10 protein-coding genes are annotated in these 12,585 nt (G+C 44.2%); 8 read left to right on the forward strand and 2 right to left on the reverse strand.

Annotation, left to right across the window (positions count from 1 at the left end; translation table 11 throughout):
• Positions 1-93 precede the first annotated feature (93 nt).
• From PN499_RS12180 to PN499_RS12190, 3 genes are all read left to right on the forward strand, one after another.
• Entirely contained in the window at positions 94-768 is a 675-nt protein-coding gene (locus PN499_RS12180; RefSeq protein WP_272032183.1) for a hypothetical protein, read from the forward strand.
• Between the two features lie 75 nt (positions 769-843).
• A complete protein-coding gene (locus PN499_RS12185) occupies positions 844-1,194 on the forward strand; it encodes a hypothetical protein (protein WP_272032185.1) in 351 nt (116 codons plus the stop codon).
• On the forward strand, positions 1,166-1,612 hold the full coding sequence (locus tag PN499_RS12190) for a DUF5958 family protein (RefSeq protein WP_272032187.1): 447 nt from the start codon (positions 1,166-1,168) through the stop codon (positions 1,610-1,612). The genes PN499_RS12185 and PN499_RS12190 overlap by 29 nt, the downstream gene beginning before the upstream one ends.
• A 187-nt stretch (positions 1,613-1,799) precedes the next feature.
• Here the strand turns inward: PN499_RS12190 and fcmC are convergent, their stop codons facing one another.
• The gene (gene fcmC, locus PN499_RS12195; RefSeq protein WP_272032189.1) at positions 1,800-2,306 is read right to left on the reverse strand and encodes a filament morphology membrane protein FcmC; all 507 of its coding nucleotides are present in this window, start codon (positions 2,304-2,306) and stop codon (positions 1,800-1,802) included.
• Between the two features lie 24 nt (positions 2,307-2,330).
• Positions 2,331-3,428, reverse strand: coding sequence for a filament morphology actin-like protein FcmB (gene fcmB, locus PN499_RS12200; RefSeq protein ID WP_272032191.1), 1,098 nt, complete (start codon positions 3,426-3,428; stop codon positions 2,331-2,333).
• A gap of 752 nt (positions 3,429-4,180) precedes the next feature.
• Here fcmB and ftsH2 point away from each other — a divergent pair.
• From ftsH2 to PN499_RS12225, 5 genes are all read left to right on the forward strand, one after another.
• Positions 4,181-6,067, forward strand: coding sequence for an ATP-dependent zinc metalloprotease FtsH2 (gene ftsH2 / locus PN499_RS12205; protein ID WP_007357416.1), 1,887 nt, complete (start codon positions 4,181-4,183; stop codon positions 6,065-6,067).
• Positions 6,068-6,205: 138 nt separating this feature from the next.
• Positions 6,206-6,481, forward strand: a complete 276-nt coding sequence (locus PN499_RS12210; RefSeq protein ID WP_272032192.1) for a type II toxin-antitoxin system ParD family antitoxin — start codon at positions 6,206-6,208, stop codon at positions 6,479-6,481.
• A complete protein-coding gene (locus PN499_RS12215; protein WP_272032193.1) occupies positions 6,478-6,702 on the forward strand; it encodes a type II toxin-antitoxin system RelE/ParE family toxin in 225 nt (74 codons plus the stop codon). The genes PN499_RS12210 and PN499_RS12215 overlap by 4 nt, the downstream gene beginning before the upstream one ends.
• A gap of 234 nt (positions 6,703-6,936) precedes the next feature.
• Positions 6,937-8,250, forward strand: a complete 1,314-nt coding sequence (locus tag PN499_RS12220; protein WP_272032194.1) for an aminopeptidase P N-terminal domain-containing protein — start codon at positions 6,937-6,939, stop codon at positions 8,248-8,250.
• Positions 8,251-8,973: 723 nt separating this feature from the next.
• Positions 8,974-12,585, forward strand: a 3,612-nt coding sequence (locus PN499_RS12225) for a hypothetical protein (RefSeq protein WP_272032195.1), incomplete at its 3' end; no start/stop codon positions are given.

Genomic DNA, 12,585 nt, shown 5'->3' on the forward strand with positions numbered 1-12,585 from the left:
AGATAGGGTCATTAGCCATTAGCCATTAGCCATTAGCCATTAGCCATTAGCCATTAGCCATTAGCCATTACCAATTACCAATTACCCTTACCAATGCGCCATAATTCATCTACAAATTTCCTAGAAATAGCTGAATATATATCCATAGCTGCCTCAATCTTTGGAGTAATTGCGGCTGCGGTTCTCGCTCAGAGTATTTATGCCGTTGTACCCATAGTTTTATCACTTTTACTGAACCTAATTAATCGCAACAGATTACAGCGACAAACAAAGATAACAGCAGCCTCCACAAGCGATCGCCTCAACCAACATAGAGCCTTAGTAGAGCAACTGATAGAACAGTTAAAAACAACTTCCTTAGCTAACGCTAACCCCCACATAGAAAATGACGGTCAAAATGTTGAGCCAGTAGAAAACTTACAATCTATAGTTTCAGCAATTAAGCACTTGCGGCAACGAGAAAATATTTTAGAGCAAACTATTAAGCTCGTGCAAGCTGAGTTAGACATCATCAGCAAACAATTCAAGCAGCGACCAGAATTAGAGCAAATTGACAGTTTAACTACAGTGATCCTCGACTTGCAACAGTTTATTAATCAATTGCCACAGTGGGGAAATTTGCAGCAACGGCAATTAATAGAACTTCAGGAAAAAGTAGATAATGCTTTAGAAAAGCTATCTGAAGAAATCGGGAATATACCCAATATAGTTGAATCTGCTGTACAGCGTCAGGTGAATGGAATTAACCAGGAGATAGTAGAAAAGTAGGTTAGGTGGAACGCCAAAACTAGAAAAGGGTGAGGAAAATCAGATTATTAAGGGCGATCTTAACCACTTATAAATATGAGAGGTGTAAAAACATGGCAAGAAGCAGGCATATCTCCAGAAGATGCTAGGAGAATTCAGAATGCAGCCAATCGGACAAAACAAACCATCATAGTTGTTGGCAGTAGAGCAAACCGGACAAATAGGCTAAGTTCTGATTGGGACTATATAATGTTAGGTAACTATCGCCAACGGCATTCTGCTCGCAGTTCCATCCCTCGTGGTACAAGTGGCGACGAAATTAATAGTTTAGGCCGAGAAACGGGAATAGATATTTTTACGGGTTCCCTGATACCAGGAGAACATCACGTTATATTTGAGCCAGACTTAGGAGAAACAAATGAATCTAGCCGATCAAATTACACTTAATCAAATTCGACAAGAATTAATTAGCCAAGAAGATGCGAAAAACTGGTTTTTGAGCTTTCCACCTGAAGAGCAGCAAGAGATATTGCTGCGGCTATCCTACATAATTATCCAAGCAGGAGCGCGAGATGAAGATGTTTCCCTAGCCATTTCTCAATCAAAACTTCGCCCAACTTACACTCCTTGCGTGTTGCTCGGCAAAGGGCGATTAAAAGAACAAATGGTCAAAATTGTTCAACTGCCGACATCAGAATTTTTGAAGGCTTTTCTTTTATTAATGAGTTTATTCGCAATTGCCGATGCACGACGGTACAGTGAATATTGTCAGGATGGTTGTAGCCACTGGTGGCATCGCGATTTAAGCGATCGCAAAACTTTAGATGAAATTTGCCATGAATTTCAACAGAGCATTCTAGTTTAGTTTGCTGTATTAAACTCAGCGAAACTCTCACTATTCTCGCGAACTCGCGCCGACAAAATAAAAAGCGATCGCTTTTTTTAGAAAAAAGCGATCGCCAATATCAGTTACTAGAAATCAGTTGCAAAGAGCTAGCATAATCTAACCAATAACAACCCAAAAAACAAATGCACCCAACACCATTTCCCTACTAGAAATCTTGGGGTAACAAAGAACTCAAGCGATCTAATAAAGGGTCAGGCTCCCGGCGCGAAGCCTCAACCTCAGCATTTGACTCTACAGTAAAATGCTCCTCCGGTTCAGGCTCCACCCGTCTAGGCTCTACCGCCATTGCAACTTGGGCAAACTTAGTATTGACACTTGCCTGCAACTGTTCTAGCTGTTCGCTAAGTTTAGTCAGGTGGCGTTCCAACCCCTCCACACGGCTAATTTCCTCAGCAGAAACATTGAGCTCAAACTCAGCAAACTTGAGCTGAAGTTCAGCAATCCGCTGTTCCAACCGCTGAAAACTAGGAGTAGGCTGAGCAGACTCAGAAACAGATAAAAACTGCCACAAAGCCTGCTTGCAGAGATTGCTGAAAGTTTGGTACTGAGTCAGGACTAACTCTTTTTCGATAGCCGCCAACAAAGTTTGATCCGCAGCATCCTCCGTAAATGCCACCGAGAAATTCCCCTTATTTTTTGCCCAGAGTGCCATAGGGTTCAAGCCTTATTCTGTTACTTATTTCAATGTAGCTAGCTGGGCCTCTGCATAGATATACTGTCCCAAAGCATTAGCTTCGCGCGTCGGCTTAGCTAAGTGAGCCTTAAGATTAGCCTCTTCTACCAGTGGTCTGAGAACTTCCCAGAAAAATTCACCACCGCCACCAGTGAAAACAACATCAGTTACCCGCTCTGGCAGCCATTCCATTAACCGCTCAGAGAGCTCAGTAGCAAAACTTTTACGCAACGTAGGCAGAATTTCATCTAAATTAATCTGCTTATTCGAGCCTCTTGGCCTGTAGAAACGCTTACCCTCTTCTTTGTGAACAGATTCCAGCAGCGACAGAGATTGAGGGTCTGCCTTACCTCCAGTCTTGGCAATCACTTGTTCAGTAACTTGTTCGTAGAACTTGTTCATCGCCAAAGAATCGCTCTTGGAAACGGCCCGCGCAAAACGGAAACGGTCTACCATCAAAAAGTCAGTAGTTTGGTGTCCAATATCCACAACAGCTACCGACAACTCCGGCAACTCCGGCGAAAATTCCTTATTGTCTTGAGCTTCGCACCAGATCAAACTGCCAAACCCTTCAGGCATTACCCAAACTTGGCGAATGTCAATCTCAACGCGATTGCCTCGATAAACCAGAACATGGGGAGCCTTTAGTTGGCTGATAATCTGTTCCTTTTCCTTCTCAAACTGCTCCTGGGAATAGAAAGGCAGACCCAGCACAACAGCCAACTCGCCCTTCATCTGAAAGTATCCAACACAGGAAAAAACCTTGACCAGTGCATCTACTACCTTAGATTGGTCAGCGGTGCCGAGATGAGCGCCAAAGTCGGCAGCTAGTTGACCGATCGCGTACCCGTTGCCCTGGTACTCTAGCCACATATCCAACAGGGGGTCTGTCGCTTTAGATTCAAAACTACCGCCTCGTACCTTCTCAACTGACTCCTTGGCAACATTAGACGGGATGAAAACCACGCCATTCGGATTGCGGCTCACACAAGCTTTAGTGGCTGTCCGGCCCAAGTCAGCGCTGAGAATGTTTTTAGTCGAATCAGCTACCTGTCTGGCGAGCATAGCTGGATTGGGAACAAGCTGTCTAGTTGTTGTCATTATAAATGTGTTACCTCACTGAGCCTCACCATTATCATGCCTTATCCCTTGACACTGCCAGAGTTAAAAGCAGCAAGTTTTGTGGCGATTCTTATAACTTTACCCAGATCGGCTTTCAATTGAGCATCGGATCTCCAATTCTCCTGCGATCCCTCACTCAAGAGCTCCCCCGCCCCCCGCTCCTCTATTCCCCCGCTTGCTCTAAAACCTATTGTTAAGTTAAATTTAGTTAAGATTCTGAGTGTTAAGCTCCGCTGCACTTCCCCAGCGCTGCGCTTTTATCTGATTTATCCACTCTTAGAGCTAATTGCATTTGTCAGTAACTCAGGGCTAAAGCCACTGAGCTTGTAAGAGCAAGTCTCAAAGCAAGCTATTCTGACCAGCCTAAGTCTTAACGACTACGTTATTTGGGTCACGACACCCCGGAATCCGAAGCTAGTTCCCTGCTCTGTCGTTTGCAATTAAACAGTTCTAAAGTCACTGGAACAGTGTTGCAAGCCTAACAAGCCCTTATAACATTGGCGAAGCTAACATTACCCCGCAAGGGAGGCCTAACAAAGGCAACCATTATGCGTACAGGATTGCGAGGTTTGAGATGGTAATTGTCCCATCGAAAGTACATTACAAAAGTACACCAAGCTAAGCAATTCCAAGGCGGTAATGGATACGAAGATTCACGGTGGTTAAAACCACCCGCGTCGTTTCCTTCTCAGGTCTAAAGACTCTGAGTTTCGCACTTACCGAGCTTTTTTATGAAAATAACGTGGAAAACTGCACTACTTTGGACTTTACCAGCTTTAGTTATCGGATTTTTCCTGTGGCAAGGGGCCTTTGCTGCTTCCCCCACAGATATGAGCAAGAACACTGCTAGTACCCGCATGAGCTATGGCAGATTCTTGGAGTACCTTAACGCCAGTAGAGTAACTAGCGTTGACCTCTATGAAGGGGGTCGCACGGCTATTGTGGAGGCGATCGATCCAGAACTGGATAATCACGCGCAGCGGTGGCGGGTAGATTTGCCAGCAAATGCTCCTGAATTGATTTCTCAACTCAGAGATGCCAATATTGCCTTTGATACTCACCCTACACGCAATGACGGCGCACTCTGGAGCCTAGTAGGAAACTTAGTTTTCCCGATTCTGCTGATCGCAGGTTTGTTTTTTCTCTTCCGCCGCAGCAATAATGTCCCCGGTGGGCCTGGTCAAGCGATGAATTTCGGGAAATCGAAGGCTCGTTTCCAAATGGAGGCTAAAACGGGTGTTGTCTTTGGTGATGTGGCTGGAGTTGAAGAAGCGAAAGAAGAACTTGAAGAAGTGGTGACATTTCTGAAAAAGCCGGAACGATTTACTGCTATTGGCGCGAAGATTCCTAAAGGTGTGTTGCTTGTAGGCCCTCCCGGAACTGGTAAAACTTTGCTGGCAAAGGCGATCGCAGGTGAAGCGGGTGTTCCTTTCTTCAGCATCTCTGGTTCGGAATTTGTGGAGATGTTTGTCGGCGTTGGTGCTTCCCGCGTTCGGGACTTGTTTAAGAAGGCTAAGGAAAATGCTCCTTGTATTATCTTTATTGATGAAATCGATGCTGTAGGCCGTCAGCGGGGTGCAGGTATTGGTGGCGGTAACGATGAACGGGAACAGACTCTCAACCAATTGCTGACGGAAATGGACGGTTTTGAGGGCAATACTGGGATTATTATTATTGCGGCTACTAACCGCCCTGATGTGCTTGACTCTGCTTTGCTGCGTCCGGGTCGGTTCGATCGCCAGGTGTCGGTGGATACGCCGGATATTAAGGGTCGCTTAGAAATCTTAGAGGTTCACGCTCGAAATAAGAAACTGGGTGCGGATATTTCTTTGGATGCGATCGCCCGCCGTACTCCTGGTTTTACTGGTGCTGATTTGGCGAATTTGCTCAATGAAGCAGCGATTTTAACCGCTCGTCGTCGTAAGGATGCGATTACGATGTTGGAGGTTGACGACGCTGTAGACCGCGTTGTGGCGGGTATGGAAGGTACTCCTCTGGTGGATAGCAAGAGCAAGCGTTTAATCGCTTATCACGAAATTGGCCACGCGATCGTGGGTACGATTATTAAAGCTCACGATCCCGTACAGAAGGTAACTTTAGTCCCTCGCGGACAAGCACGGGGTTTGACTTGGTTTATGCCGAGTGAAGACCAAGGATTGATTTCGCGATCGCAAATTCTCGCCCGGATTATGGGCGCTTTAGGTGGTCGCGCCGCCGAAGAAGTAGTTTTCGGCGATGCTGAAGTTACTACTGGTGCAGGTAACGATTTGCAGCAGGTAACGGGAATGGCCCGGCAAATGGTAACTCGCTTTGGGATGTCTGACTTAGGACCGATGTCTCTGGAAGCACAACAGAGTGAAATATTTTTGGGTCGAGACTACACAGCGCGATCGGAATATTCTGAGGAAATCGCCTCTCGCATTGATGGTCAAGTCCGGTCAATAGTCGATCATTGCTATAACGAAGCTCGCCGAATTATCCGCGAAAATCGCACAGTCATTGACCGTTTAGTTGACCTATTGATCGAGAAAGAAACGATCGACGGTGAAGAGTTCCGCCAAATTGTTGCTGAATACACTTTTGTTCCTGAAAAAGAGGAGTATGTGCCTCAGTTATAGGGGCGGATAAAGAAACCGGGTTTCTTAGAAAAATCTCAGATTCTCTGCGAGATATCTAGTCAGAAACCCGGTTTCTAGTTTCTAGTCTTTTCGTGCGTAAATCCTGTATAGGATTTCTAGTAAAAAATAGCTAATTCTATGAACATTAGTCTTACACCTGAACAGGAAAAGTTTATTGATTTACAAATAAAAAGCGGTGGCTATTCTTCTGCTGATGAAGTAATTGCACAGGCATTGCAACTGCTTCAAGAAAACTACCGTAATTCGGTTGAACAGCGTCTGGAAGAACTACAACAGAAAATAGCAAGTGCAACTGAACAAATAACCAAAGGACAACTAACTGACGGCGAAATAGTTTTTGCCAGAATCCAGGAAAAAATTCGCCTGCTTTCTGAGGCTCAGCCAGAAACATGAGTAGCTACAATTTTACAGATGATGCTATCCAAGATATAAATGAAATTTGCGATTACCTATCCACTAAAAGTTATAATGCCGCTAGCCCCTTTTTTGATACACTAAGGCAGAAATGTAAACTTGTGGCAAATTTTCCCAATATGGGAAAAAGTTACGAGTATTTATCGCCCAACTTGCGTGGTTTTATAGTTGATGATTATAGCAACCGCCAAGGCGCTTAGGACGTTCTGATTTCCTGCCACCAGATTCTATTCCCTTCTTCCCCTAGCCCCTAGTCCCTAGCCCCTAGCCCCTAGCTATATATCATTTTCTACTATCCCACAGAAGCGGGAATTAATGTTGCTCGTATCTTGAGTGGTTATCGCAACTTTGAGCATATTTTCTCGCCAAACAGCGACAACTAAATCTACAAATTTTGCAAAGTATCGACCATCAAATTAGATTACACACGACAAATGATAAATCCAGCAGAATATCGGCAACGGCGCGAACAGTTAATGGCTAAAATTGGCAGCGGCACCGCAGTATTTCGCAGTGCCCCAATGGCAGTAATGCACAATGATGTCGAATATGCCTATCGCCAAGATAGCGATTTTTTATACTTAACTGGTTTCAATGAAGCCTCCGCTGTAGCAGTATTTGCACCCCATCACGAAGAACACAAATTTGTACTATTTGTCCAGCCAAAAGACCCCGAAAAAGAAACTTGGCATGGCTATCGCGCTGGCGTAGAAGGCGCAAAAGAAATCTACGGTGCAGATGAAGCTTATCCTATTAATGAATTGGATGAAAAACTACCTCAATATTTAGAAAAAGCCGAGCGAATTTACTATCATTTAGGGCGCGATCGAGTTTTCAACGAAACTCTTCTCAAACACTGGCAGCGCTTAATGGCAACCTATCCAAAACGTGGTACTGGCCCAACTGCCATTGAAGATTCTAACATAATTTTACACCCAATGCGTCTCGTTAAAAGCGAAACTGAATTAGCATTAATGCGGAAAGCCGCTGATATTTCAGTTGAAGCTCACAATCACGCAATGCAATTCGCAAAACCGGGGCGTTACGAGTATGAAATCCAAGCAGAAATCGAGCATATCTTTCGCCTACGGGGTGGAAACGGCCCTGCTTACCCTTCAATTGTCGCATCAGGTCGTAACTCTTGTATTCTCCACTATATTGAAAATAATCGTCAACTTCAAGAGGGAGACTTATTACTAATTGATGCAGGTTGTGCTTACGATTACTATAACGCCGACATTACCCGCACATTTCCCGTAGGTGGCAAATTTACTCCCGAACAAAAGACAATCTACGAATTAGTTTTAGAGGCACAGTTACAAGCAATTGCCGAAGTTAAACCCGGAAATCCTTACAGCAAAGTTCATGAAACTGCTGTGCGAGTTCTAGTACAAGGTTTAATGGATTTAGGCCTCCTGTGTGGTGACATTGAAGAGATAATTAAAGAAGAGAAATACAAGCCATTTTATATGCACCGGACTGGACACTGGTTAGGGTTAGACGTTCACGATGTCGGCGTTTATCAGTACGGCGAAAATCCCCAACTTTTGCAACCAGGACAAGTTTTGACAGTCGAACCAGGAATTTATATCTCTCCAGAAATAAAACCAGTAGAAGGACAACCAGAAGTCGATCGAAAATGGCGCGGAATTGGCATCCGTATAGAAGACGATGTGTTAGTAACATTAGATGGTCATCAAGTTTTGACAGCCGCAGTACCTAAATCTGTGGAATCATTAGAATGGTAATGATTATCTAAATAGGCACTTTTACTGATTTGGACTTAACCAATCAGACTTAAAATCCGATTGCTGTCCCCTTTAAAAATGTTGCGATAAGAGGGGAATGCAGAAATTGGATTTTTTGTGTAGTTGCATTTATTTAATCCTAAAGTTAGATGCAAAATTTGCAATTTTATGTTTTTCCAGCTTTATAAAAAATTTTCCAATCAGCTTTAAAAGCGAGTAAATTCAGAACTTTACATATACTTGCGGTTTTTACTGAGACTAGCAATTGTTGGGATACCAAAACTGCTAGTAACACGCAAAGGTAACAAACGAAACTCCCTCTTTTCCTGCCAGAATTCGCAATATCAGTGCTGATGAGCTAGGGATATAACCATTGCTACTGCGAAAATATTTTTGAAAACAGTTGCTTTTCTACGTCCCCATTTAACCAAATCTAGCGCGAAAGAGTTGCATTAACTTTGAACTATAGTTTTTACGTGAAATTACGTAAATTCTAAATCAGGAAACTTTATAAAAAAAATTACTTTATTTGGGAACTAACTTTTTTTACCTCTAGTCATAGTCAATATATAGGTGCATCTCAAAAGCAGCAAATATATCTGTTGCATAACTCCATATACCCACAAAAGTTGTGGGTAAAAGTTGTTTTAACTTCTGGGGTATTGAGATGCACTTGTTTTTTTGGACTAGCTTTCTTCTGCTTAATTTTGTGAGGTATATCCTATGGACTTAGAAAATCAACAACTAGGAACTACACCTAGCCCCATATCAAGCAATCCTGTAGGAACTACAACTAGCCCTATATCAAGCGATCCTGTAGGAACTACAACTAGCCCTATATCAAGCGATCCTGTAGGAACTACAACTAGCCCTATATTAAGCGATCCTTTAGGGACTACAACTAGCCCCATATTAAGCGATCCTTTAGGGACTACAACTAGCCCCATATTAAGCGATCCTTTAGGGACTACAACTAGCCCTATATCAGACAACAATTCGACGGGGACTTCCACAAGTTTCACCCCAATTTTCACCACCACCGCTATCGATGACAGTTCTACTGGAGTTACCCTCGACTCCCTGTATGATGAAACAACTTATCTGGAACAAAATCCAGACATCAAAGAGGCCATTAAAGAAGGTAAATTCAAAAATGGCAAGGAACACTTCGACAAATTTGGTAAAAAAGAGCAGCGCGAATTTAGCTTCATTTTCAGCGCCAAATACTATCTTGCTGCCAACAAAGATGTAGATGAAGCTTACCAAAAAGGAGATGTCAAAGATCCTGTAGAACACTTCCTTAAGTTTGGTCAATACGAAGTCAAGCGCGAGACTAGCATCTTCTTCAGCAGTAGCTATTATCAAGAAAAGAACATCAGCGTCCAAGACGCTATAGGAAAAGGGGAAGTGAAAAGTGTCGGCGAACACTTCATCAAGTTCGGGATCAAACAAGAACTTAGCTTCTCTGCAATATTCGACAGCGAATTTTACCTGAAGAAATATCCCGGAGTCAAAGAAGCGATTGATAAAGGCGAAGTAAAGAGTGCAGCCGAACACTTCTTAAAATACGGGATGGAAGAAGGCCGAATTTGCACTTCCTTGTTCGACAAAAACTATTACAAAGCAAAATATCCCGACGTTGACGACAAGATCAAAAAAGGCAAATTCAAAAGTGCCTTTCAGCAATGGCTTAAAGAAGGATATTTTGAGGGTTTTAGCCCCAACGCCCTGATCGATCTTAGCTATTACGAACAAGAAAATCCCGGCGCAGACAAAGACATCAAAGACGGCAAATTTATCAATCTCCTCGACCAATTCCTGAAAAAAGGATTAAAGGAAGGATTTAGCGCCAATGCCATCTTTGATATCGAATTCTACGGAGAAAAGCATTCAGAAGCAAAGGATGCTGTCAAGTCAGGGAAATATAGCAGCCTGTTTGAATATTTCCTCAAAGAAGGTCTCCAAAAAGGTGACATCTGCACTTCCTTATTCGACGATGAATTTTACAAGGAAGAACATCCAGAAGCACTTGAAGCTGTCAAATCCGGTAAATACAAAACCATCTTTGAATACTTCCTCCAAGAAGGAATGGTCAAAGGTGATAACCCCAATGCTCTTTTTGATGGCGAATTTTATTTAGACAGCGATTCCGAAGCAGCTACCGCTGTCCGTTCGGGCAAATACAAAAATGCCCTTGAATACTTCCTCAAAGTCGGTATCGCCAAAGGCGACACTACTAGCCCCCTATTTGACGCTGAATTTTATCTAGAAACTAACGCAGAAGCGTCCGCAGCCGTCAAGTCCGGAAAATATAAGAGTGCCTTTGAATACTTCTTGAAAGTAGGATTTGGCAAAGGCGACATCCCTACAGCCCTTTTCGATGCTGATTTTTACAGCCAGCAAAATATCGATGTAGACATTGATATCAAAGGCGGGAAGTTCAAGAATAAATTTGAACACTTCCTCAAAAAAGGGATTAAAGAAGGATTAAGCTTTAATCCTCTGATCGATCTGAATTTTTACAGCCAGCAAAACGTCGAAGTAGACATCGACATCAAAGCAGGTAAATTCAAGAACAAAATTGAACACCTGCTCAAAAAAGGTCTGAAAGAAGACTTGAAGATCAGCGTTTGGTTTGATAAAGACTTCTACATTAAGCAAGGTAACGAACTAGGCGATCGCATCGGCAAAGGTAAATTCAAGAGCGCCTTCTACGACTTTATCAGCAAAGGCATCTTTGAAGACAAGAGCCCCATTTCCTTTTTTGATGTCGCCTACTATCGGCAGAACTTCAAAGTTGAAGGCAAGAGTAGCTTCCTCTTCTTCCTCAAAACCGGGGCGGCACGCGGCGACATCCCCACCACCAACATCAATAGCTTTATCCAGTTTATCCAGCAAAATCAGTTAACTGTCATCATCAACCTTCCCGGAAATGTCCCAGGAAATGACACCCTGGAAACACCACAACAAGGTGATATTACTTGGACGGGTACAAACGGGCCTGACAGAAAGCAAGGATTTGCTGGCAACGATAACTTGGACGGCCGAGGCGGCAACGACTTCCTGTTCAGCGGGCCAGGTAATGATTTCCTCCAAGGTGGCGAAGGTAACGACTTCCTAGACGGCGAACAGGGTAACGACACTCTCGTTGGCGGCCCCGACAACGATACACTATGGGGCGGCCAAGGAAGTGATTCCCTCTTAGGTGGTGCTGGCAACGACTTCCTGTTAGGCGAACAGGGCGAAGATACCCTCAAAGGTGAAGCTGGCAACGACACTCTCCTCGGCGCTCAAGGCAATGATTTACTCGAAGGTGGAGAAGGTAACGACTCCCTCAGTGGTGGTCAAGGTGCCGATGTCTTTGTCTTCGGCACAACTGTTGGCAGCGATATCATCTCTGATTTCGTCAGCTCAACCGATAAGCTAAAAATCACTTCCTCTGGAACTGTGAGCGTATCGTTCACCGGTTCTTCTGCTGTATTGAACTTAAACAATAACGGTACTATCACGCTTTTGGGTGTCACCTCTCTGGGAGCAAGTGATATCGAAATCCTGGGCGGTGGTTCTCTGATTGGTCTGACAAGCAGCACACCAAATCTGACCACTGTTACTGGTTACGGAGATTACAGCACCTTCACAGGCCCAATATTCTTCGATGGCTCCACCGGCACAGGCGGTTCAGTGACAGGTACAGCTTTTGCTGACATCTTCTCTGGTGGTTCCGGCGCAGATATCTTCAATGGCGGTTCCGGTGCAGACTTGTTTTACGGCGGTTCTGGCGCTGATATCTTCAGCGGCGGTGCTGGTGCCGACACCTTCAATGGTGGTGCTGGCGATGACACCTTCACGGGTGGCGATGGTGCCGATGTCTTTGTGTTCGGGACAACTGTTGGCTTAAACGAAGGCAACGATATCATCTCCGATTTCGTTAGCTCTACTGATAAGCTAAAAATCACTTCCTCTGGAACTGTGAGCGTATCGTTCACCGGTTCTTCTGCTGTGCTGAACTTGAACAATAACGGCACTCTGACGTTATTAGGTGTCACCTCCCTGGGAGCAAGTGATATCGAAATCCTTGGTGGTGGTTCTGTAATTGGTCTGACGAGTGCAACTCAGACAACATTGACAGCTTATGGAGATTACAGCACCTTCACAGGGCCGATATTCTTCGATGGTTCGACTGGTACTGGCGGTTCAGTGACAGGTACGGCTTTTGCTGACATCTTCTCTGGTGGTTCCGGCGCAGACAATTTCTCTGGCGGTTCCGGTGCAGACTTGTTTTACGGCGGTTCTGGCGCTGATATCTTCAGCGGCGGTGCTGGTGCCGACACCTTC

It is taken from the genome of Kamptonema animale CS-326 (assembly GCF_028330895.1).
Classification (GTDB): Bacteria; Cyanobacteriota; Cyanobacteriia; order Cyanobacteriales; family Microcoleaceae; genus Kamptonema; species Kamptonema formosum.